18 protein-coding genes and 1 pseudogene are annotated in these 21,378 nt (G+C 68.8%); 12 read left to right on the top strand and 7 right to left on the bottom strand.

Going from position 1 to position 21,378, the window contains the following annotated elements:
• The first annotated feature begins 52 nt into the window (after window positions 1-52).
• Together MNQ95_RS07905 and MNQ95_RS07910 are read left to right on the top strand one after the other, a co-directional pair.
• Window positions 53-1,639, top strand: coding sequence for a tetratricopeptide repeat-containing sulfotransferase family protein (locus MNQ95_RS07905; RefSeq protein ID WP_241952510.1), 1,587 nt, complete (start codon window positions 53-55; stop codon window positions 1,637-1,639).
• Window positions 1,636-3,204 carry a tetratricopeptide repeat-containing sulfotransferase family protein gene (locus tag MNQ95_RS07910; protein WP_241952511.1) on the top strand — a complete coding sequence of 523 codons (1,569 nt, stop codon included), beginning with the start codon at window positions 1,636-1,638 and terminating at the stop codon, window positions 3,202-3,204. Before MNQ95_RS07905 ends, MNQ95_RS07910 begins: the two co-directional genes overlap by 4 nt.
• A gap of 91 nt (window positions 3,205-3,295) precedes the next feature.
• Here MNQ95_RS07910 and MNQ95_RS07915 read toward each other — a convergent pair whose 3' ends face one another.
• Entirely contained in the window at window positions 3,296-4,165 is an 870-nt protein-coding gene (locus MNQ95_RS07915) for a DUF2306 domain-containing protein (protein WP_241952512.1), read from the bottom strand.
• A gap of 183 nt (window positions 4,166-4,348) precedes the next feature.
• On the opposite strand from MNQ95_RS07915, the gene MNQ95_RS07920 reads away from it, so the two are divergent.
• Window positions 4,349-6,379 carry a winged helix-turn-helix domain-containing protein gene (locus MNQ95_RS07920; RefSeq protein WP_241952513.1) on the top strand — a complete coding sequence of 677 codons (2,031 nt, stop codon included), beginning with the start codon at window positions 4,349-4,351 and terminating at the stop codon, window positions 6,377-6,379.
• A gap of 288 nt (window positions 6,380-6,667) precedes the next feature.
• Here the strand turns inward: MNQ95_RS07920 and MNQ95_RS07925 are convergent, their stop codons facing one another.
• The 3 genes from MNQ95_RS07925 to trxA form a co-directional block, all read right to left on the bottom strand.
• Window positions 6,668-6,802 (bottom strand): entericidin A/B family lipoprotein, encoded by a 135-nt coding sequence (locus MNQ95_RS07925; RefSeq protein WP_162410022.1) that lies wholly within the window; start codon window positions 6,800-6,802, stop codon window positions 6,668-6,670.
• 183 nt (window positions 6,803-6,985) lie between these two features.
• Window positions 6,986-8,680, bottom strand: a complete 1,695-nt coding sequence (gene rho, locus MNQ95_RS07930; RefSeq protein ID WP_241952514.1) for a transcription termination factor Rho — start codon at window positions 8,678-8,680, stop codon at window positions 6,986-6,988.
• 225 nt (window positions 8,681-8,905) lie between these two features.
• Window positions 8,906-9,244 carry a thioredoxin TrxA gene (gene trxA, locus MNQ95_RS07935; RefSeq protein ID WP_162407554.1) on the bottom strand — a complete coding sequence of 113 codons (339 nt, stop codon included), beginning with the start codon at window positions 9,242-9,244 and terminating at the stop codon, window positions 8,906-8,908.
• Between the two features lie 208 nt (window positions 9,245-9,452).
• On the opposite strand from trxA, the gene rhlB reads away from it, so the two are divergent.
• The 8 genes and pseudogenes from rhlB to rpoH all read left to right on the top strand — a co-directional run bounded on the left by rhlB (window position 9,453) and on the right by rpoH (window position 16,981).
• Window positions 9,453-11,171 carry an ATP-dependent RNA helicase RhlB gene (gene rhlB, locus MNQ95_RS07940; RefSeq protein WP_241952515.1) on the top strand — a complete coding sequence of 573 codons (1,719 nt, stop codon included), beginning with the start codon at window positions 9,453-9,455 and terminating at the stop codon, window positions 11,169-11,171.
• Between the two features lie 133 nt (window positions 11,172-11,304).
• Window positions 11,305-11,991: a cell division ATP-binding protein FtsE gene (gene ftsE, locus MNQ95_RS07945; RefSeq protein ID WP_241952516.1), complete on the top strand. Its 687-nt coding sequence runs from the start codon at window positions 11,305-11,307 to the stop codon at window positions 11,989-11,991.
• The gene (ftsX, locus tag MNQ95_RS07950) at window positions 11,988-12,953 is read left to right on the top strand and encodes a permease-like cell division protein FtsX (RefSeq protein WP_241952517.1); all 966 of its coding nucleotides are present in this window, start codon (window positions 11,988-11,990) and stop codon (window positions 12,951-12,953) included. The genes ftsE and ftsX overlap by 4 nt, the downstream gene beginning before the upstream one ends.
• Window positions 12,953-13,792 carry a response regulator gene (locus MNQ95_RS07955; RefSeq protein ID WP_241952518.1) on the top strand — a complete coding sequence of 280 codons (840 nt, stop codon included), beginning with the start codon at window positions 12,953-12,955 and terminating at the stop codon, window positions 13,790-13,792. Before ftsX ends, MNQ95_RS07955 begins: the two co-directional genes overlap by 1 nt.
• Window positions 13,793-13,796: 4 nt before the next feature.
• Window positions 13,797-14,489 (top strand): annotated as a pseudogene (gene ung, locus MNQ95_RS07960) (uracil-DNA glycosylase); the annotation flags it as partial.
• 240 nt (window positions 14,490-14,729) lie between these two features.
• Window positions 14,730-15,149 (top strand): DoxX family protein, encoded by a 420-nt coding sequence (locus tag MNQ95_RS07965; protein ID WP_162410015.1) that lies wholly within the window; start codon window positions 14,730-14,732, stop codon window positions 15,147-15,149.
• Window positions 15,146-15,859, top strand: coding sequence for a pirin family protein (locus tag MNQ95_RS07970; RefSeq protein ID WP_241952519.1), 714 nt, complete (start codon window positions 15,146-15,148; stop codon window positions 15,857-15,859). Before MNQ95_RS07965 ends, MNQ95_RS07970 begins: the two co-directional genes overlap by 4 nt.
• A gap of 243 nt (window positions 15,860-16,102) precedes the next feature.
• Window positions 16,103-16,981: an RNA polymerase sigma factor RpoH gene (rpoH, locus tag MNQ95_RS07975; RefSeq protein WP_241952520.1), complete on the top strand. Its 879-nt coding sequence runs from the start codon at window positions 16,103-16,105 to the stop codon at window positions 16,979-16,981.
• Between the two features lie 166 nt (window positions 16,982-17,147).
• Here the strand turns inward: rpoH and MNQ95_RS07980 are convergent, their stop codons facing one another.
• The 3 genes from MNQ95_RS07980 to MNQ95_RS07990 all read right to left on the bottom strand — a co-directional run bounded on the left by MNQ95_RS07980 (window position 17,148) and on the right by MNQ95_RS07990 (window position 20,516).
• The gene (locus MNQ95_RS07980; protein WP_241952521.1) at window positions 17,148-17,768 is read right to left on the bottom strand and encodes a trimeric intracellular cation channel family protein; all 621 of its coding nucleotides are present in this window, start codon (window positions 17,766-17,768) and stop codon (window positions 17,148-17,150) included.
• Window positions 17,769-17,889: 121 nt separating this feature from the next.
• Entirely contained in the window at window positions 17,890-19,182 is a 1,293-nt protein-coding gene (locus tag MNQ95_RS07985) for an NAD(P)/FAD-dependent oxidoreductase (protein ID WP_241952522.1), read from the bottom strand.
• A gap of 20 nt (window positions 19,183-19,202) precedes the next feature.
• Window positions 19,203-20,516 carry an MFS transporter gene (locus tag MNQ95_RS07990; protein WP_241952523.1) on the bottom strand — a complete coding sequence of 438 codons (1,314 nt, stop codon included), beginning with the start codon at window positions 20,514-20,516 and terminating at the stop codon, window positions 19,203-19,205.
• A gap of 88 nt (window positions 20,517-20,604) precedes the next feature.
• Between MNQ95_RS07990 and MNQ95_RS07995 the strand changes: the two genes are divergently transcribed.
• The gene (locus MNQ95_RS07995; protein ID WP_202922849.1) at window positions 20,605-21,363 is read left to right on the top strand and encodes an NYN domain-containing protein; all 759 of its coding nucleotides are present in this window, start codon (window positions 20,605-20,607) and stop codon (window positions 21,361-21,363) included.
• Window positions 21,364-21,378 lie beyond the last annotated feature (15 nt).

Here is a 21,378-nt window from a genome sequence, read left to right on the forward strand (position 1 = left end):
TTTTTTTGTTGGTATAGCGCCCGGTGCCGCGCGATCGCCCATGGAGCCGGCTATGCTTGGGCATCCAATCCAGATGGGCGCCATGCAGTCGGTCACCGAATCCTGGCAGGCGGCCCAGCGGCTGGAGGCGGCCGCTGCGTGGCAACAGGCCCAGCCCTTGTATGCGTCGATCCTGGCCCAGGAGCCGGACCACGTTCCGGCGCGTTTGCGCATGTCCCGACTGGAGCAGTTCGCCGACCGCTACGGACCGGCGCGCGCCCATGCGCTGCATGCGGCCGGGGCCGTCCGCCGCGGTATCGGCGTGCGCAATATCGGCTATGTCAGCGGCCGGTTGCTGGACTTCGCCGAGGAAGGCGAAGTCGCCTTGCTGATCATGTCCGCGGACTGGCGCGACCCGGAGGTGATCCGACATTCGCCGGCGCTGGCCCAGCACCTGTGGCTGTCCGGCCGCTACGCCGACGCATTGCGCCTGCTCGACGCGATCGAGCCGTTGATCACGCCGCATCCGCTGTTGCACCTCACCCGCGCCAACGTGCTGCGCTACCTGGGTGACATGCCGGCCGCCGAACGCCACTACGAGGCCTGCCTCGCCCTGTCGCCCGGAATGGCCGACGCACATTGGGCGCTGGCAACGCATTCGCGCGCGAATCCGCCGCTGTCGCGCCTGCCACGGCTGCAGCGTGCGTTGCAGGACGCCAGTGATGACGCCGCCCGCGCGCACCTGCTCTATGCCCGGTTCCGCGAGCATGATGACGCCGGCGACACCGCCGCGGCGTGGGACGCCCTGTCGAGCGGCGCGGCCCTCATGCACCGCCGCGATGCCTTCTGCGCGCGCCTCGAAGCCGAGATGCTCGAGACCCTGATGGATGCCCCTGTGGCGTCGCCCGGATCCGGCGACGCAACCGGGCCGCGCCCGGTATTCGTGGTCGGCATGCCTCGCACCGGCACCACCTTGCTGGACCGCGTCCTCGGCAACCATCCACAGGTGCATTCGCTGGGCGAACGCAACGACCTGGCCGCGGCCATTTCCGAGGCGAGCGGACACTTCTTCCATCCCGCATTGCGCAGCGGCGTGCCGGAGTTGATGGAAATGGCCGCGCGCGCGGACGTGGGCGAGCGCTACCTGCGACGTGTGCGTCGCGACGCGCCGTCCGTCAGTCACCTGGTCGACAAGAATCCGCTCAACCTGTTCTGCATCCCGGCGATCCTGCGCGCGCTGCCACGGGCGCGCGTGCTCGTCCTGCGCCGCGAGCCGATGGACGCCTGCTTTTCCAACCTCAAGGAGCTGTTCCAGGGGGGCGCCTACCCCTACAGCTACGCGCTGGAAGACCTGGCCGGTCACTGTCGCAACGTGCGGCGCTGGACGGCGCATTGGGCGCGCGTCGCTCCGGAGTCGGTCCGCGTGGTCGACTACGAAGCGCTGGTACGCGATCCAGCTTCGGTGGCCGCCTCGTTGTTGCCGTTCCTCGACCTGCCAGCGCACGCCAGCCTGCATGACATCGCGGGCAACACCGCGCCCGTCTCCACCGCCAGCAGCAGCCAGGTCCGCGAAGGCGTGCACCAGCGTGCGGTCGGCGCGTGGCGTCGCTACGAGGCGCAGCTGCAGCCCTTGCGCGAAATGCTGGGCGAGCACGCATGACGTTTCCCGCGCCGCCCGAGCTGTGGGCGCTGCTTTCGACTGCCGAGCAGCGCGCGTCGGGCCAGGATTGGCAGGGTGCGATCGCCGCCTACCAGCAGGCGCTGGACCGGGTCCCCGGCGACGCCTACACCCTGGTCCAGCTGTCCTACGTGCATTCGCTGGCGGGGCACTACCGCCTGGCGCAGGAGCATGCGCTGGCGTCGGCGCGAAGCGGCGCCAGCGATCCGGCATTGCTGATGGAGTTGCTGCCGCGGCTGCGCACCTTCAACCAGATGCAGGCGATGCTGGCCTGCATCGAACGGCTGCTGCCGATGTCGCGCATGCCGATCCCCTTGCTGATCGCCGTGGCCGCGCAGCTGAGTTACGCGAACCTTCCGGACCGGGCCATCGGGTTCCTGGACGAAGCGCGCCGCGCCGATCCCGATTTCCCGCCCACGCTGCTGTCGCGCGCCCAGGTGCTGACCTACCTGGGCCGATTCGACGAAGCCGGTGATGACCTGCAGCGGGCGCTGCGGCGCGCGCCGGAGATCGCGCAGGGCTACTGGCTGCAGGCCTGGATCGGCCGCCAGACCGCCGGGCGGAACCACGTCGATGCGATCCGGCGCGAACTGGCACGGCCGGGGCGCAAGCCCGAGGACGTGGCGTTGCTGGGTTTCGCCCTGCACAAGGAACTGGACGATCTCGGGCAACACGAAGAGGCATGGCAGGCGCTGGTGCTGGCCTGCCGCGCCAAGCGCTCGAGACTGGTGTACGACACCGCGTCGACTACCGTGTTGTTCGGCGCGCTCGCGCGCTTCCGCCCGAAAAGAGAGAGTGCGGGGACGTCGGATGCGGCGACCGGGCGCTGTCCGGTCTTCATCGTCGGCATGCACCGCTCCGGAACCACGCTGCTGGAGCAGTTGCTCGACCGCCATCCGGACGTGCAGGGACTGGGCGAGCTCTACGATTTCACCAGCGCCATGCGCCATGCGACCGACCATCATTGCAAGGGCGTGATCGATCCCGTCGTGGTCCAGCGTGCAGGCGATGCGGACCTGGCCCAGGCAGGGCAACGCTACCTGGATGGCCTGGAGTGGCGGCTCGGGCCGGCGCGCTGCTTCGTCGACAAGCTCCCGTCCAATTTCCTCAACGTCGGTTTCATCCTCGAGGCCTTGCCGCACGCGCGCATCCTGCACATGGCCCGCGATCCGGTCGAAACCTGCTTCTCCAACCTGCGCGAGCTGTTCTCCGAGGCCAATGCCTACAGCTACGACCCGATCGAACTGGCCGACTACCATCGCCTGCAGGCGTCGCTGATGGCGCAGTGGCGCAGCCGCCATCCCGACCGCATCCTCGAGGTGGACTACGGTCGCCTCACCCGCGATCCCGCGGGCGAGATGCAGCGGGTCGCGGCGTTCTGTGGAATCCCGTACGACGCGGCGATGCTCCTTCCGGGCTCGGGACGTGCGGTGGTCACCGCCAGCGCGGTGCAGGTGCGCGACGGAATCCAGGTACGCGAGCAGCCCAAGTGGGCACCCTACGAGCGCTGGCTCACGCCCATGATCGAAAGGCTGCACGCGCCCTGAGGGACGATGTGAGGCCATCGCGGATCGGAACGCCAGCAGGCCATGGTGCCGATGGCGGGTCGATCCAGCCGGAGTGCGTGGATAGATCCCGTCAGCCCACCACGGCCTGCAGCAGGTGCTTGCCGAACTTCCCGCTCGCGGTCGCGCTGACCATGACGATCGCATAGGCGAAAACCACGCCCATCGCGCCGAGCGCGGCCACCAGCGGCCATCGCAGGGTGCGTGGGAGCGCGAGCCGCTTGTGCTTGTTGCGGATGAAGAACTCGGCGACCAGCAGGTTCGGGACGAAGAACAGGTACAGGATCGCGTAGTCGAACAGGCCGAAGACGTTGCCCCTGCCCACGCCGATGCCGCCGGTGATGTCGTTCCATGCGCGGATCTCGAGGTCGAACACCCACGAGCCCAGCACCATCGCGAACAGGCGGATGGCCCATGCCCGGTGCAGGTCGAATCGCTTCGCCCGGGCGTGGACGTAGGCCATGACGGCGCTCGAAGCCAGTACTGATCCCCATACGGCGAACGCGATCGACGCGGCCGGCGCATACGCGCCGCGGGTGAGGATGAACGACATGCCGCCGACCCCGGCGAGGAAGCCTGCGGTCACATAGACCCGGCCCGTCCAGCGGTGCACGGCGCGATGGCGCGCGCGGATCCGGGCCGAAAGCAGGATCGGCCAGGCCAGCACCAGGATCGTGCCCATGACGAAATGCAGGCCGATGCCGATGTTGGCGATCCAGTCCGACGCGCTCGGCATCGGCAGGCCCGCCGCCAGCTCGTGCCACTGTTCGAAGTTGCGGTGCGTGGCGCCGGCGGCGCGCAGCACGATGTAGATGCCGAACGTTCCCAGTCCCAGCACGGTCGCCCCGTAGAAGAACCGGCCGAGCCAATGCAGCGGCTCCTGGTCGGCTGTCGCCGGCCGCGACCGGGGCTGGCCCAGGGCCAGCCTGCTCTGCTCGTTCATGGCATCCATCCCTTCGTGGCGGGCGCCGGATCGTGCCGGCGTTACCAGCTTCGCGCCGCCGCGCGACGCAGTCCTGAGGGCAGTCGCAGGCTTGGCGCAGGCCGGGCGGGAAAGCTTGGGACAGGCTTAGGCGATGGCCGGGCGCGCCTATACTCGATGGAGGTGAACGATCGCCGGGGGCGTATGTCGCAGCCTGTTCCAAGCAACCTCGTCCTGGACGGCCTGGTCATCGACTTCTCCGGCCGCCGCCTGGTGCGCGACGGCGAAACGCTTGCGTTGGAACCCAAGGCGTTCGCCGTACTCGCATTGCTGGCCGGCTCGCCCGGCCGGGTATTCACCCGCGACGAAATCCTGGACACGGTCTGGGGCCATCGTCACGTCACCCAGGGCGTGCTGAACCGGATCATGAGCCTGCTGCGCCATGCGCTCGGCGAAGATGCGATGCATCCGCGCCTGCTGCACACGGTGTACGGGATCGGCTACCGCTTCGACCTGCCCGTCGTGGAGGCGGTCTCCGCCACAGCGGCAGGAAGCGAGGTCGACGCGCCTGCGGCCGCTACGGCGAACGGGATGTCGGGAATGTCGACGGCGGCCACGCAGCCGCCACCGCGACGTGCCTGGCCCATCGTGGCCTTCGTCGCGTTGCTGCTGGCGGTCGCGGCGGTCTGGCTGGCAGGAAGGGAAGGGCGAATCCAGCCGCCAGCGGAGGCAAGGGTTTCGGCCGTCGGCGAGCCGTCACTGGCCGTGCTGCCGTTCGCCGATCTTTCCCGCGCCCGCGACCAGGAGTACCTCGCCGACGGCCTGGCCGAGGACATCCTCAACCAGCTTGCCCGGTCGCAGTCGTTGCGGGTGGTGGGGCGCACGTCGAGCTTCTCGTTCAAGGGCAGGCACGAAGACCTGCGTTCCATCGGCCACAAGCTCGGCGTCGACCACCTGCTGGAAGGCAGCGTCCGCCGCGACGGCGACCAGCTCCGCGTCACCGCGCAGCTGGTACGCGCCGATGACGGCACCCACCTGTGGTCGAAGACCTACGCGCGAGAACTGCGCGATGTCTTCGCGGTGCAGGAGGAAATCGCGCGCGACGTGGCGCAGGCGCTGAGCGTGAAGCTGGACGTGGCCCCTTTCAATCGGGAACAGGGCGGCACCACCAGCGTGGATGCCTACGACCGGTTGCTGCGCTGGCGCAGCATCGTGATGCGCGGACAACTGGACTTCGAGCACGATCGCGAACGCCTGCAGCTGGCGCGCGAGATGGTGGCGCTGGACCCGCGATGCATCCTGTGCCGGGACCTGCTGGCGCGTTCGCTGGATTCCATGGCGCTGGAGCTGGGCGATGCGCGCGGCGGGCCGCTGCGGGACGAGGCGCTCCAGGTTCGCACGGAGATCGCACGCATCGCACCGGACAGCTGGGTCGGCAAGCTGGTTCGCGCCAATGCGCTGTGGCGCGGGGGCAGGCGCGCCGAAGCCATCGACCTGGCCAGGCAGGTCGTGGATTCCGGGCCGCCGACCAAGGAGCGGGTCTGGGACTACGCCTACATGATCTACGCGATGGGCCACCTGGAAGAGTCCATCGCGCTGGTCGAGCAGGTGCGTGCGGTCGAGCCCATGGCCTTGTACCTGTCGCGCGACCTGCAGTACGACTACACCGCCGCGCGCCGCTACGAGGATGCCGAGGCCGAGTACCGGCGCGCCCGCGCCCTGGAGGGCAGCCAGCTGTCGCCGGATTCCCTGGCCTTGTTCCGCCAGCTGGCGGGCAAGCGGCCCGGTGCGCCGGAAGACCTGCGTGAACTGCACTCGCGCCTGCTGCGGCAGGGTCGCGAGTTCGACACGCCGTTCTTCCGCGACCTGGGGGCGGTGCTGGACGACCGCGAGGCGATGCTCGCCCTGGTGCGCAGGGCACTCGCCGACGAGGCCTACGGCGGTGGCAGTGGTGTCGCCTACCTGTGGACCAGCGTGGCCGACGCGCTGGGCGATGCCGACCTGGCCGTGGCCGCGATGCGCCGGGACCTGGCCGGCTGGGAAGGATTCCAGCAAGGCGCCATGGCGCCGCCGCCGTATGTCGCGCTCTGGAACGCGCCGTATTCGAACGTGCGCGCGCATCCGGACTTCAAGAAGCTGCTGGCGGAAACCGGCGTGGTCGACTACTGGCGGCAGACCGGTCGTTGGGGTGACGGCTGCGGTCCGCTGGGCGAAGACGACTTCCAGTGCCGGTGAGTGGGCGGGCAGGGACGACAGTGCCGGCAGTCCCGTGGACGTCCTTGCCAGTCCGGACCGTGGCCCAGCGCCAGGGCGTGTGATCCGCCCCCGGATCCGCGCTGCGAAAGGGTCCATCCAGCGAATGACGACCCGGGCGGGTTGTGCCTGGTTACGCCGCCGGCAGCGGGCAGCCGAAACCGTTGCGGCGCGTACGACGGTCGGGTGCCGCACCGGGACTGCGTCCGGGAATAAAGAAGAAGGCCGGCAGGCCGGCCTTCGTCATGCGTGATCGGGCGGTCCCGACCCTCAGTTGCTGGCCTTCTCCTCGACCTTCTGGCCGAGCTTCTTCACGTCCTTGCCCAGGCCTTCCATGGTGTTGCAGGCGGAGAGCGTGGCGAGCGAGAACATGGCGAGCAGCAACAGGGCAACGGAACGCTTCATATGTCTCTCCTGGAGACGAGGTCGGTCATGGCGCAAGGATCGCATGCCGGGCCGTCCGTCGCGACCATGGAGACCGCCGGCAGGGCGTGACGCCAGCCGCGGTTCACGAGCGTGGCGCGGCATCCGGCGGGCAAAAAAAAGCCCCGCGATGCGGGGCTTTTCTCAGGATGGCCGTTGCGGGGCTCAGCGCTTCATCGAGCTGAAGAACTCGTCGTTGGACTTGGTGTTCTTCATCTTGTCGAGCATGAACTCCATCGCGCCGATCTCGTCCATCGGGTGCAGCAGCTTGCGCAGGATCCAGATCTTCTGCAGCAGTTCCGGCTCGATCAGCAGGTCTTCGCGGCGGGTGCCAGAGCGGTTGATGTCGATGGCCGGGAACACGCGCTTCTCGGAGATGCGACGCGACAGGTGCACCTCGGAGTTGCCGGTGCCCTTGAACTCCTCGTAGATCACCTCGTCCATCTTGCTGCCGGTGTCGATCAGCGCCGTGGCAATGATCGACAGCGAGCCGCCTTCCTCCACGTTGCGCGCCGCGCCGAAGAAACGCTTCGGGCGGTGCAGCGCGTTGGCGTCCACGCCGCCGGTCAGCACCTTGCCGGAGCTGGGCACGACGTTGTTGTAGGCGCGCGCCAGGCGGGTGATCGAGTCGAGCAGGATGACCACGTCCTTCTTGTGCTCGACCAGGCGCTTGGCCCGCTCGATCACCATCTCGGCGACCTGCACGTGGCGCGCGGCCGGCTCGTCGAAGGTGGAGGAGATGACCTCGCCGCGCACGGTGCGCTGCATTTCGGTCACTTCTTCCGGGCGCTCGTCGATCAGCAGCACGATCAGGTGCACGTCCGGGTGGTTGGTCGTGATCGCCGTGGCGATCTGCTGCATCATCATCGTCTTGCCCGCCTTGGGCTGGGAGACGATCAGCGCGCGCTGGCCTTTGCCCTGCGGCGCCATCAGGTCGAGGATGCGGCCGGTGATGTCCTCGGTCGAGCCGTCGCCGCGTTCCAAGCGGAAGCGCTTGCGCGGGAACAGGGGCGTGAGGTTCTCGAACAGGTTCTTGTTCTTGGACGCTTCCAGCGGCTCGCCGTTGATGGTGTCGACCACCGACAGGGCGAAGTAGCGCTCGCCGTCCTTGGGCCAGCGGATGCGGCCACTCAGGTGGTCGCCCGTGCGCAGGTTGAAGCGGCGGATCTGGCTGGGCGAGATGTAGGTGTCGTCCGGGCCGGCCAGGTAGCTGGCCTCGGCCGCGCGCAGGAAGCCGAAGCCGTCGGGCAGGATTTCCAGCACGCCGTCGGCGGCCACGCCTTCGCCATGGCGGGTCAGCACCTTGAGCAGGGCGAAGATCACGTCCTGCTTGCGGGCACGGGCCACGCCTTCGTGGATCTGCAGCTGCTCGGCGATCTCCATCAGCTTGTGCGCCGGCATCCGCTTCAGGTCGCCCAGCGAATACTGCGGGAAGCCTTCCGGCACGCTCGGATGCGGCCGCGGCGGATGCGGCATCTGGTTGTTGTTGTTGTCGTCCTGCATGCCGCCGTCGTCGCGCGGGCGGTTGCGATCGCGGTCGCGGCGGTTGCGGAAGCGGTCGCGGCGGTTGTTGCGGCCGCCCTCGCGGGCTTCATCGCCGCCGTGCTGCGGGTTGTTCTGGCCATGCTGGCCGCCGGCGTTGTCGCCTGGCGCATGGGTTGACGGGGCGTCGCCGCCGGACGGGGCCGGGGCGGAGGCCTGGGGAGCCTGGGGCGGTGGCGGGGCCGGAGCGGCGGGCGGCGGTGCAGCGGCAGCCTCGCTGGCGCCGGCGTCGGCCGGCTTGCTCACGCGCTTGCGTGCACGCTTCTCGGCGGGTGCGTCATCGCTCCCGGGCGTTTCAGGCAGGGTGTTCTCGGACAAGATTGCGATTCCTCGCTGGTAGGCGCGAGCGCCCGGTGCGGGCGTTGGATCCTGGTGGGATGGGTGGTCCGGCGATAGCCCCGGACAGGACGCGACCACGGATCTGTGGCCGGTCTTGGAGACACTAACACCGCTCCCGGGGCGCCGGCAAGCAGGCCGCCGCGAGGGTTCAGGTCAGGGTTCAGCGCAGGCGGGAGGGCCGTTCCGGCGCCCCCGCCCGACCACTCAGGCCGCGGCGCCGAGGGTTTTGTCGATCATCTGGGTCAGCTGGCCCTTGCCGACGGCGCCGACCTGGGTGGCCTGGATCTGGCCATCCTTGAACAGCAGCAGCATCGGGATCGAGCGGACGTGGTACTTGATCGCGGTCGCGCGGTTCTGGTCGATATTGACCTTGGCCACTTTCATCCGGCCATCGTAGGCCTGGGCCAGTTCATCGACGATCGGCGAAATCATCTTGCACGGACCGCACCATTCGGCCCAGAAATCGACCAGGACCGGTTCCTGGGACTGCAGCACGGCGCTGTCGAAATCGGCGTCGCCGACGTGCATCACCTTGTCGTTCACTTGGTATCTCCGTGGATTGCCGGCGCCGGCCCGGCAGGCCGGATGGCGCCTTTAGGTTAAACTGGGGCGTTCCGCGGAGAAGTCAAGGGGTCAATCGCCCCCCCGACGCCCGCGTGATGCGACGCCGCGGCGCAGTGTGCGTCGCACTGGAAACCGATGCAAGACCGCCGCGCGCCACGCAGTGTGCCGGCCTCATGAAGACTGGATGATGAGCGACAAACCGCTGACCGATGTAGCTTTTTCCTCTTTCGACCTGCACCCCTCGCTGCTTGCGGGACTGGAAGCCGCAGGTTTCACCCGTTGCACTCCGATCCAGGCGCTGACCCTGCCGGTCGCGTTGCCCGGCCGCGACGTCGCCGGACAGGCGCAGACAGGCACGGGCAAGACGCTCGCGTTCCTGGTCGCGGTGATGAACCGCCTGCTGACGCGGCCCGCGCTGGCCGAACGCAAGCCCGAGGATCCGCGCGCGCTGATCCTCGCGCCGACCCGCGAACTGGCGATCCAGATCCACAAGGACGCGGTCAAGTTCGGCGACGAACTGGGGCTGCGCTTCGCCCTGGTCTACGGCGGCGTGGACTACGACAAGCAGCGCGAGCTGCTGCAGAAGGGCGTGGACGTGATCATCGCCACCCCGGGCCGGCTGATCGACTACGTGAAGCAGCACAAGGTCGTGTCGCTGCACGCCTGCGAGATCTGCGTGCTGGACGAAGCCGACCGGATGTTCGACCTGGGCTTCATCAAGGACATCCGATTCCTGCTGCGGCGGATGCCGATCCGCACCGAGCGCCAGACCCTGCTGTTCTCGGCCACCCTTAGCCATCGCGTGCTGGAGCTGGCGTATGAGCACATGAACGAGCCGGAAAAGCTCGTCGTGGAAACCGAGTTCATCACTGCCGCGCGCGTGCGCCAGAAGATGTATTTCCCCGCCGACGACGAGAAGGTGCCGCTGCTGCTGGGCCTGCTGTCGCGCAGCGAGGGCGCGCGGACCATGGTGTTCGTCAACACCAAGGCGTTCGTCGAGCGCGTCGCGCGTGCGCTGGAGCGCGGCGGCTACCGGGTCGGCGTGCTGTCGGGCGATGTCCCGCAGAAGAAGCGCGAGAGCCTGCTCAACCGCTTCCAGAAGGGCCAGCTTGAAATCCTGGTCGCCACCGACGTGGCCGCGCGCGGCCTGCACATCGACGGTGTCAGCCACGTCTACAACTACGACCTGCCGTTCGACGCGGAGGACTATGTCCACCGCATCGGCCGCACCGCGCGCCTGGGCGCCGAGGGTGACGCGATCAGCTTCGCCTGCGAGCGCTATGCGATGGGCCTGCCGGACATCGAGGCCTATATCGAGCAGAAGATCCCGACCGAGCCGGTGACCCGCGAACTGATGACCCCGCTTCCGCGGGCACCGCGCGAGCGGGTCGAAGGCGAGGACGCGGGCGAGGAGAACGAGAGCATCGGCTCGATCTTCCGCGAGGCACGCGAGCAGCGCGCCGCCGACGAGGAGCGTCGTGGTGGCGGGCGTCCTTCTTCGCGTGGCGGCCCGGGTGGCAGCCGCGGTGGCGGCGAGCGTCGCGAAGGCGAGCGCAAGCCACGTCGCAAGCCGGCGGCCGCGGTCTCCACCGGGGAAGCGGTAGTGGCCAGCGGCGCGGCCGGCGAGAGTCCGCAACCGGCCGCCGACACGCGTCCGCCGCGCTCGCCCCAGGGCGCCAGGCCGGCAGGCGAGGCGCAGGCCGAAGGCGATCGTGGTCCGCGCAAGCGCCGTCGCCGGCGCAATGGCAAGCCGGTCGATGGCGTAGCGCCTGCCGGCGGAGCGGACACCGCACCGTCGCAGGTACCTGCCACGCACCAGGCGCCGGTTGCCGCGCCTGCCGGCAAGAAGGATTCGTTCCTGACCCGCATCGGCCGCAAGCTGCGCTCGCTCGTACCGGGCGGCTGATCCGCGCCACCATGGAGGCCGGCCTTGATACCGCCGGCCTTTCCGGTCCCTGCAGCGCACGCATGCCTGCGGGGAACCGGTTCGCAGGGAGCAGCCCCTGTCGCGCAGGAAGGCGCTCCGACATAATCGCCGCATGAGCGTCCTGCGATTCGAGAACGTCAGCAAGCAATATCCCGGCGGCCACCAGGCGCTGGTCGATGTCAGTTTCGACGTGGCCGAAGGCGAGATGCTGTTCGTCACCGGACATTCCGGAGCGGGCAAGAGCACGCTGCTCAAGCTTATCCACCTGTCCGAGCGGCCCAGCCGCGGCGCCGTGCTGTTCGGCGATCGCAACCTGCAACGCACCCGCGGCGGCAAGGTGGCCCTGCACCGGCGCGACGTCGGCGTGGTCTACCAGGACCATCGCCTGCTCACCGACCGCACGATCGGCGAGAACGTCGCCCTGCCGTTGATCCTGCGCGGTACCCGTCGCGCCGAGATTGGCAAGCGGGTGCGTTCGGTCCTCGAGCGCATGGGCCTGGGCCATCGCGAGAAGGCACTGCCGTCGCAGCTGTCCGCCGGCGAGCAGCAGCGCGTGGGCATTGCCCGGGCGATCATCGCCGAGCCGCAACTGCTGGTGGCCGACGAACCCACCGGCAACCTCGACCCGACCCTGTCGGCCGAAATCATGGAGCTGTTCGCAGGCTTGCCCGAGCGCGGCACCAGCGTACTGGTGGTCAGCCACGACCTGCCGCTGCTGCGGCGCATGCGGCGGCGCGTGCTGGTGCTGGACCATGGCCGCCTGGTCGACGACATCTCGCCACAGGACCTGGCCGAATGAGCGCGGGCACGACGAAAGCGGTTCCCGCACCGGCGTCGCCATCGCGCCCGAGGGTCTGGTTCGACCAGCACCTGCATGGCCTGGCCTTCAGCCTCGGCCGCGTGCTGCGCAAGCCGTGGGCCACGCTGCTGACGATCGCGGTAATGGGGGTGGCGCTGGCGCTGCCGCTGGGCCTGTCGATCGTCATGGACAACCTTCGCCATTTCGCCGGCAGCGTGCAGCAGTCGCGCGAGATCAACGTGTTCCTCAAGGTGGACGTGGATGCGGGCGCCGCGACGAAGCTCGCGGGCACGCTGCGCGACCGTGGCGACGTGGCCGCGGTGGAAATCCGCACGCCCGAACAGGCAGTCGCCGGGTTCCGCGAAAGCAGCGGGCTGGGCGAGGCCCTCGATGCGCTCGGCGAGAACCCGCTGCCGACGCTGCTGATCGTGACCCCGAAGGGCGACGACAGCAGCGGCGATACACGCCTGGCGGCCGCCCTCGAGGCGCTGCCCCAGGCCGACCTGGTCCAGCACGATGCGGTCTGGCGGCAACGCCTGGACAACTGGCTGGGCTTCGGCCAGCGCGTGGTCCAGGTGCTTTCGGTCGTGCTGGGCCTGGGGGCGCTGCTGGTGGTCGGCAACACGGTGCGACTGGACATCCAGTCGCGGCGCGAGGAGATCGGCGTGCTGCAGCTGCTCGGCGCCAGCGACGGCTTCATCCGCCGCCCGTTCCTCTACCTGGGGGTGTGGTACGGGTTCGGCGCCGGAGTGCTCGCGCTGGGCCTGATCGCCGCCGCCGGATGGGCGCTGCGCGAGCCGCTGGCCGCCCTCAGTGCCAGCTATGGGAGCCAGTTCGCACTCAAGGGTCTGGATGCGCTGCACTCGGCAGTGGTATTGCTGGCGACTGTCCTGCTGGGGTGGCTGGGGGCCCGGGTGGTAACCGGACACTTCCTGCGCCAGACCCGGCCCACGGAGACCTGATGGCCGCCCAAGAACTCAAGCACCTGATCAGCGAAGCGCCGCGGGTGATGGTCGCCGACGGCTCCAAGCTGGTGCGCAAGCTCATTGCCGACGTGCTCGCGCGCGAACTGCCGGGCGTGCAGGTGGTCGGCTGCGCGAGCATCGCCGAGGCGCGTGCGGCGCTGGAGGCCGGCTCGGTCGACCTGGTCACCACCGCGCTTTCGCTGCCTGACGGCGACGGCCTGGAATTGGCCCGCAGCGTGCGCGAGGCGGCCGGGCAGGCCTACGTGCCGGTGATCGTGGTGTCCGGTGACGCGCAGCAGCACCTGGTCGAACGCCGCTTCACCGAGTTCGTCACCGATTATTTCGACAAGTCGCTGGGCCACGACGCGCTCGCCGAATTCATCCGCGGCTACGTGCAGCCGCAACCGATCGTCGGCGCCACGGTGCTGTACATCGAGGACAGCCGGGTTGTCGCCGAGGCGACCAAGCGCATGCTCGAGCGCCAGCAGCTCAAGGTCATCCACGTGATCACCGCCGAGGAGGCGTTCGGGCTGCTGACTGCCGAATCGCTGGGTCGCCTTCCGGACCGGATCGACCTGGTACTGACCGACGTGACCCTGAAGGGCGAGCTGAGCGGGCGCGACGTGGTCGAGCGGGTCCGTATCGACTTCGCCTACGGCAAGCGCCGCCTGCCGGTGCTGGTGATGACCGGCGACAGCAACCGGCACAACCAGTCCGAGCTGCTCAAGGCCGGCGCCAACGACCTGGTGCAGAAGCCCATCGAGGAACGGCTGCTGGTGACCAAGGTGCTGTTCCAGCTGCGCGTGGCGCGACTGGACGGCAGCCGTTCGAACTGATCCCGTGACCGGCGCGGATCGCGTCCGGCTCGAGCCTTCGTGGAAGGCGCGCCTCGGTGACTGGCTGTCGCGGCCGGAGATGCAGGCGTTGTCGGACTTCCTGCGCGAGCGCAAGGCCGCCGGGGCCCGCGTGTATCCGCCGGGCCCGCAGATCTTCGCCGCCTTCGATGCCACTCCGTTCGACGCGGTGAAAGTCGTGATCCTGGGCCAGGACCCCTACCACGGCCCCGGCCAGGCGCATGGACTGTGCTTTTCGGTGCTGCCGGGCGTGCCGGTGCCACCGTCGCTGGTCAACATCTTCAAGGAGATCGAGGCCGAGCTGGGCCTGCCGCGACCGGGCCACGGCTGCCTGCTGCCGTGGGCACGGCAGGGCGTGCTGCTGCTCAATGCGGTGCTGACCGTGGAGGACGGCCGTGCTGGCGCGCACCAGGGCAAGGGCTGGGAGGGCTTTACCGACCACGCCATCGAAGCCCTGGCCAGCGAGCGCGAAGGTCTGGTGTTCATGCTGTGGGGCAGCTACGCCCAGGCCAAGGGCAAGGTGATCGATCCACGCCGGCACCGGGTGCTGAAGGCACCGCATCCGTCGCCGCTGTCCGCGCACCGCGGCTTTTTCGGCTGCGGGCACTTCGCTGCCGCCAACGAGTACCTGGCCCGGCGCGGGCAGGCGCCTATCGACTGGTCGCTGCCGCCGCGGGCCGAGGTCCGACCGGGATCCGGCGTCGCCGGCCCGCAGTCCGGTCGAACCTTCATAACCAATAGCGACGATGCCAGCCGCGAGTCACCAGAGTCCGGAAGTGCGCTTTAATTTCATTAATAGAACAATCAATGGATAGATAGCCTGTTTATTCCATAATTGTGCAGGTTCATCCTGTCGGCCAATCGCAGGGCTTACCCGATCCGCATTCCGCGCATCCGCCCGGCGTCCCTTGAGGCCACCATGAACCACCTTTTTGCGCTGTTGGGCCGCATCGGCCTGTCCCTGATCTTTGTCGTCTCCGGCTGGAGCAAGCTGGACGCCTACGCCGGCACCCAGCAGTACATGGAGGCGATGGGCGTGCCCGGCGCGCTGCTGCCGCTGGTGATCGCGCTGGAAATCGGCGGCGGCCTGGCCGTGATCGCTGGCGTCTTCACCCGCAGCACCGCGCTCACCCTGGCCCTGTTCTCGCTGGCGGCGGGCGTGCTGTTCCATGCCGACCTGGGCGACCAGAACCAGTTCATCCACCTGATGAAGAATGTCGCCCTGGGCGGCGGCTTCCTGATGCTGGCCGCCAATGGCGCCGGCGCCTTCAGTGTCGATGCCTGGCGTCGCGACCGCCAGCAGTCCATTCCCACCCTCAGCACCGGAGGTGCCCTGTGATCACCCTGCGTCCCGCTGCCGAGCGCGGCCATGCCAACCACGGCTGGCTCGATTCCTGGCACAGCTTCTCCTTCGCCGAATACTTCGATGCGGACCACGTGCACTGGGGCCCGTTGCGGGTGATCAACGAGGACCGCGTGGCCGCCGGCCAGGGCTTCGGCACCCACGGCCACCGCGACATGGAAATCATCAGCTACGTGCTGGAAGGCGCGCTGGGCCACAAGGATTCGATGGGCAACATCGAAACCATCACCCCGGGCGAGGTGCAGCGCATGAGCGCCGGCACCGGCGTGACCCACTCCGAGTTCAACTACGACAGCACCGGTACGACGCATTTCCTGCAGATCTGGATCCTCCCCGAGCGCAACGGGATCGCCCCCGGCTACGAGCAGAAACGCTTTGACGACAGCGAGAAGCGCGGCCGCCTGCGGCTGGTGGTCAGTCCGGATGGCGCCGACGGTTCGGTGAGCATCCACCAGGACGCGCGGATGTACGCGGGGCTGTTCGAGGGCCAGGAGGCCGAGACCCTGGCCATCCAGCCGGGACGCCTGGCCTACGTGCACCTGGTCCGCGGCACCGCCACGGTCAATGGCCGCGTGCTGGTCGCCGGCGACGCGCTGCTGTACCGGGACGAGGCCCAGGTGCGGATCGAGGCCGGGCAGGGCGCCGAGGTACTGGTGTTCGACCTGCCCGAGCTGGCCCGCCACTGAGGCCCGGAAGGGCCGCGACCCAAGGTCGCGGCCCCCCTTGAGAACCTGTCATCCCGACCTCACACCCCTGTAGTGGCCGGTGCGGCACGATCGCGTTCCGCTGCTTGGTTTGCGTTCAGTTCGTGCGTCGCAAGTGATTGATTTGAAAAGTGCTTGAGGGCACTTTTGTTGTTGCACGGATGCAATGCTGGGAACCATGTCCGGCGTTAGCAGTCCAATCTCCCGATTGCTAAGATGACAGCCATGACCCAGACCCTGCGCTCCACCAGTCTCGTTCCCAACAACCTCCCGATCCCCAGCCCGCTGGGGTCGCTGGATGCCTATATCGGCGCGGTGCACCAGATCCCGGTGCTGAGCGTCGAGGACGAGCAGTCCCTGTCCCGCCGCTTCCGCGAGGGCGAAGACCTGGACGCCGCCCGTGAGCTCGTGCATTCGCACCTGCGCTTCGTGGTGCACGTGGCCCGTGGCTACAGCGGTTACGGCCTGCAACTGGGCGACCTGATCCAGGAAGGCAACATCGGCCTGATGAAGGCGGTCAAGCGCTTCGACCCGGACATGGGCGTGCGCCTGGTGAGCTTCGCCGTGCACTGGATCCGTGCCGAGATGCACGAGTTCATCCTCAAGAACTGGCGCATCGTGAAGGTCGCCACGACCAAGGCCCAGCGCAAGCTGTTCTTCAACCTGCGCAAGGCCAAGACCCGCCTGGGCTGGATGAACGCGGCCGAGGTCAGCGCCGTGGCCCGGGACCTCAATGTCTCCGAGCGCGAAGTGCTGGAGATGGAAGCGCGCCTTTCGGGCCGCGACGTCGGCTTCGACGCGCCGGCCGACGAGGACAACGAACACGCGCCGCCGTCGCCGGCTGCCTACCTGCGGGCCGCAGAGGAAGATCCGTCGCAGGCCTACGAGCGTGCCGACAGCGAGGACAACCAGCTGCAGCTGCTGCGCGAAGGCCTGGCGGTGCTGGATGCACGCTCGCGCGACATCATTGCCCGCCGCTGGCTCGATGCCGACAGCAAGGTCACGCTGCAGGAGCTGGCTGACGAATACGGCGTGTCGGCCGAACGCATCCGCCAGATCGAGGCGAACGCGATGAAGAAGATGAAGGCGCTGCTCGCCGCCTGAGCGGTCGCGTCAACCAGAAAGTGCAACGGTCCGGGCCAAAAGCCCGGGCCGTTTGCGTTGGGGAGGATGCATCCGATGCGGTGCGGCCGGTCGGATGAAAGTGCCACCCGTGTCGAACGCGTCAGCAGTGCATGCGCGCCGATACGCGCGGAGAAGCGGTGGAGTTTCAGGGCTCTTCTGGCACCCGCGCCACCGGCAGGTGCCAGCCGTGGCGGATTGCCATGTAGCGCAAGCCGAAGCAGGCCAGCGCACCGGCCGCCATTGCCGGGTACTGCGGCAAGCCGGTGACGTGCGCGAGCGCGACCACGCCACTGCCGAGCAGCGCGGCGACCGCGTACAGCTCGGCCTGCAGGACCACCGGCGTGCGTGCGACCAGCAGGTCGCGGGCGATGCCGCCGCCGATGCCGCTCATCATCCCGAGCAGGGTCGCGGCGAAGGGGGAAAGCCCGAAGGCCAAGGCCTTGCTCGTACCCAGCACGGCGAACAGCGCCAGCCCGGCCGCATCGAACAGCTGCACCGGATTGCGCAGGCGCTCGATCACGGCGCTCCAGTAGAAGGTGGCCACGCCGGCCAGCATGGCGACCGCCAGGTAGCTCCAGTCGGCCAGTGCCGCGGGCGGTTGCGCACCGATCAGCACGTCGCGCGCGATGCCACCGGAGACCGCCGCCGCGCAGGACAGCACCAGCACGCCGAACAGGTCCAGCCGCTGGCGCACCGCCAGGGTGGCGCCGCTGAGCGCGAACACGAACGTGCCGAGCAGGTCGAATACGAGCAAGAGGAAGGACACGGCCGTCGCGTTCGCTGGATGACGGGGAAAGGATCGCAGCGCCGGCGCCGATTGTCATTCAGCCCGGGCCACAGAGCGGCTCGCCGCGAGGACGTGGCGAGGTGGGCGGCGAGCGCGTCGCCTACCCCGGGGCGTCACCCGAGGGCTCACCCTCCCTCCGGCCCCCGAGGATGATCCGCGCCGCGCGCTGGTAGCTCCAGTAGGCCCAGGCCCAGTTGAGCAGCACCACCAGCCGGTTGCGGAAGCCGATCAGGAAGAATACGTGCGCCGCCAGCCAGAACCACCATGCGAGCAGCCCCGAGAGCTTGAAGCCGTGCACGTCGACCACCGCGGCCATGCGGCCGATGGTCGCCAGGTTGCCGAAGTCGCGGTAACGGAACGGACGGGCCGGCGCACCCGCCAGCCGTGCCCGGAGCGATGCCGCCACGTGCCGTCCCATCTGCTTGGCCGCCGGCGCCACGCCCGGCACCGGCGGTCCGTCCGCGCGCTGTACCGCGGCCAGATCGCCGGCGACGAAGACGTGCGGATGCCCGGGCACGCTCAGGTCCGCCTCGACGGATACACGGCCGGCGCGGTCCAGCGGTACGCCCAGCGAACGCGCCAGCGGAGAAGCCGCCACGCCTGCCGCCCAGACCACGGTGCGCGCGGGCACGTAGTCCTCACCCAGGCGATAACCGCCGTCGTCGATCGCGGTCACCGGCACGCCGGTCGAGACTTCCACGCCGAGGCGTTCAAGCTGCCGCCGCGCCTTGTCAGACAACTCCTCTGGAAACGACGCCAGCACGCGCGGCCCGGCCTCGACCAGGCGCACGCGCGCGCTGGCCGGATCGATCCGGCGGAACTCGTCCTTCAGCGTGTGGCGCGCGATCTCGGCCAGGGTGCCGGCCAGCTCCACGCCGGTAGGACCGCCGCCGACGACAGCGAAGCTGAGCCAGGCCGTGCGTTCGGCCGGATCCTCGCAGGCTTCCGCGCGCTCGAAGGCCAACAGCAGCTTGCGGCGCAGGTGCAGCGCGTCGTCGAGCGATTTCAGGCCCGGCGCGTGCGCGGCCCATTCGTCGTGGCCGAAGTAGGCGTGCGTGGCACCGCTGGCCAGCAGCAGGTAATCGAACCCGAGCACGCTGCCGTCCGCCAATGTGACCTGCCGGGCGGTCGCATCGATGGCGCTGGCTTCGCCCAGTCGCACCTCGACATTGCGCTGCCTGCGCAGGATGTGCCGCAGCGGTGCGGCGATGTCGGGCGCCGACAGGCCGGCGGTGGCGACCTGGTAGAGCAGTGGCTGGAACAGGTGGTGGTTGCTGCGATCGAGCAGGGTGATCCGCAGCGGCGATTTCGCCAGCGCACGCGTGGCCCAGAGGCCGGCGAAGCCGCCGCCGATCACGAGCAGGTGGGGCGGGGAGGCGGGCGTGTGGTCCATGCGGTTCCTTCGTCAGGGGATCAGCGTGCGTGGTCCATGTCGATGCGCGAATGCCGACGCGTATCGGGCATCAGCACGTACACCACCAGCGAGATTGCGATGCACGCGGTGACGTACCAGTAGAAGCCGCTCTCCATGCCGGCGCGCTTGAACCACAGCGCCACGTACTCGGCAGTGCCGCCGAACAGCGCCACGGTCAGCGCGTACGGCAGGCCCACGCCGAGCGCGCGTACCTCGACCGGGAACAGCTCGGCCTTCACCACCGCGTTGATCGCGGTGTAGCCGCTGAGCACGACCAGGGCCAGCAGCACCAGCCAGAACGCCTGAGTCGCGCTGCCCACTTCCTGCAGCCGGCTCAGGATCGGCACCGTCAGCAGCGTACCGAGCACGCCGAAGGCGATCAGCACCGGGCGCCGCCCGATCCGGTCGGAGAGCGCGCCCACCAGCGGCTGCAGCAGCATGAACACGAACAGCGTGGACGCGTTGACCAGCGCAGCCGCCTGGCTCGACAGGCCGGCGCTGTTGACCAGGAATTTGTGCACGTACGTGGTGTACGTGTAGAACGCCAGCGTGCCGCCCATGGTGAGTCCGACGACAGTGAGCAGCGCGCGCGGATGCCGCAGCAAGGCACGCATCGTGCCCTGCCGCTGCTGGTGCGCGGCCGAGGTGTCCGCTTCGCTGCGCACGAACGATTCGGTTTCGGCCATGGTCCGCCGCAGCCACAGCGCCACCAGCGCCGCCAGCGCGCCGATCGCGAAGGGGATGCGCCAGCCCCATTCGCGCAGCTGGTCCGCATCCAGGACCCGTTGCAGCACCAGCAGCACCGCCAGCGCCAGCAGGTGGCCCATAACCAGAGTCACGTACTGGAAGCTGGACCAGAAGCCACGGTGTTCGCGGCTGGCCATCTCGCTGAGATAGGTGGCCGACGTGCCGTATTCGCCACCGACCGACAGGCCCTGCAGCAGCCGCGCCAGGACCAGCAGCAGCGGGGCGAACACGCCGATGCTGGCGTAGCCGGGCGTGAGCGCGATCACCAGCGAACCGCCGCACATCATCCACACCGACAGCAGCAGCGCGGCGCGGCGACCGTGCCGGTCGGCGTAGCGCCCGAGCAGCCAGCCGCCCAGCGGTCGCATCAGGAAGCCGACCGCGAAGATCGCGGCGGTCTTCAGCAGCTGGCTGGTGCGGTCGCCGCCGGGGAAGAACACTTCGGCGAAATAGAGCGAGAACGCCGCGTACACGTACCAGTCGTACCACTCCACCAGGTTGCCGACCGAGCCGCTGAAGATGCTGCGCAGGCGGCGGGCCGGGGTGAGTTCGCGATGCGGGTCCATGGGGCGATTCTGGCATGGGCAGGATGCCGGTCGCAGCCCGGGCGGTGTGCAAGACTGCAGCCCTGGGCCGTCTTTGGCCGCATGGAGAATCACGATGACGGAACCCGAGAAGCGCATCGCCCTGCTGATCGATGCCGACAATGCGCCGGCCAGCAAGATCGACGTGATCCTGGCCGAGGTCGCGCGCTACGGCGTGGCCAACGTGCGCCGCGCCTACGGCAACTGGAAGAGCCCGCACCTCAAGCAGTGGGAAGCGGTGCTGCACGAGTACGCGATCCGGCCGATCCAGCAGTTCGCCTATTCGACCGGGAAGAACGCTTCCGACATGGCCATGGTGATCGACGCGATGGACCTGCTGTACGCGCGCAACCTCGACGGTTTCGCCATCGTCACCAGCGACGCCGACTTCACCCCGCTGGTGATGCGCCTGCTTACCGACGGCGAGAAGGTCTATGGCTTCGGCGAGAAGAAGACGCCATCGCCCTTCGTCAACGCCTGTTCCAAGTTCACCTACCTCGAGGCGCTGGGCGCGCCGCCGGACAACGGCAAGGTCGAGGCCAGCGCGCCGAAGAAGGCCGCACAGGACCTGCGCGGCGATGCGCGCCTGGTGCAGATGCTGCGCAGCGCGGTGGACTCCGGCAGCGGCGACGACGGCTGGACCCGGCTGGACGTGGTCGGCAGCCAGATCGGCAACCAGGCCTCGTTCGACCCGCGCAACTACGGCTACCGCAAGCTCAGCGACCTGGTGAAGGCCAGCGACCTGTTCGAGGTCAAGCAGGAAGGCAAGACGATCTGGGTCCGCGACAAGCCGCGCAAGCGAGTCGCGGCGAAGAAAACGGCGGTCTGATCCGGCTGTCACGCG

Origin of the sequence: Pseudoxanthomonas daejeonensis (assembly GCF_022637495.1) — a bacterium.
Taxonomy (GTDB): domain Bacteria; phylum Pseudomonadota; class Gammaproteobacteria; order Xanthomonadales; family Xanthomonadaceae; genus Pseudoxanthomonas; species Pseudoxanthomonas daejeonensis.

Excerpts from the sequence above, each read along its gene's own strand:
- MNQ95_RS07905 (WP_241952510.1), top strand. The coding sequence starts at position 53 with ATGCTTGGGCATCCAATCCAGATGGGCGCCATGCAGTCGGTCACCGAA.
- MNQ95_RS07955 (WP_241952518.1), top strand. The coding sequence starts at position 12,953 with ATGGCCGCCCAAGAACTCAAGCACCTGATCAGCGAAGCGCCGCGGGTG.
- ftsE (WP_241952516.1), top strand. The coding sequence starts at position 11,305 with ATGAGCGTCCTGCGATTCGAGAACGTCAGCAAGCAATATCCCGGCGGC.
- rhlB (WP_241952515.1), top strand. The coding sequence starts at position 9,453 with ATGAGCGACAAACCGCTGACCGATGTAGCTTTTTCCTCTTTCGACCTG.
- MNQ95_RS07965 (WP_162410015.1), top strand. The coding sequence starts at position 14,730 with ATGAACCACCTTTTTGCGCTGTTGGGCCGCATCGGCCTGTCCCTGATC.
- MNQ95_RS07915 (WP_241952512.1), bottom strand. The coding sequence starts at position 4,165 with ATGAACGAGCAGAGCAGGCTGGCCCTGGGCCAGCCCCGGTCGCGGCCG.
- MNQ95_RS07925 (WP_162410022.1), bottom strand. The coding sequence starts at position 6,802 with ATGAAGCGTTCCGTTGCCCTGTTGCTGCTCGCCATGTTCTCGCTCGCC.
- ftsX (WP_241952517.1), top strand. The coding sequence starts at position 11,988 with ATGAGCGCGGGCACGACGAAAGCGGTTCCCGCACCGGCGTCGCCATCG.
- MNQ95_RS07990 (WP_241952523.1), bottom strand. The coding sequence starts at position 20,516 with ATGGACCCGCATCGCGAACTCACCCCGGCCCGCCGCCTGCGCAGCATC.
- rpoH (WP_241952520.1), top strand. The coding sequence starts at position 16,103 with ATGACCCAGACCCTGCGCTCCACCAGTCTCGTTCCCAACAACCTCCCG.
- MNQ95_RS07985 (WP_241952522.1), bottom strand. The coding sequence starts at position 19,182 with ATGGACCACACGCCCGCCTCCCCGCCCCACCTGCTCGTGATCGGCGGC.
- MNQ95_RS07920 (WP_241952513.1), top strand. The coding sequence starts at position 4,349 with ATGTCGCAGCCTGTTCCAAGCAACCTCGTCCTGGACGGCCTGGTCATC.
- MNQ95_RS07910 (WP_241952511.1), top strand. The coding sequence starts at position 1,636 with ATGACGTTTCCCGCGCCGCCCGAGCTGTGGGCGCTGCTTTCGACTGCC.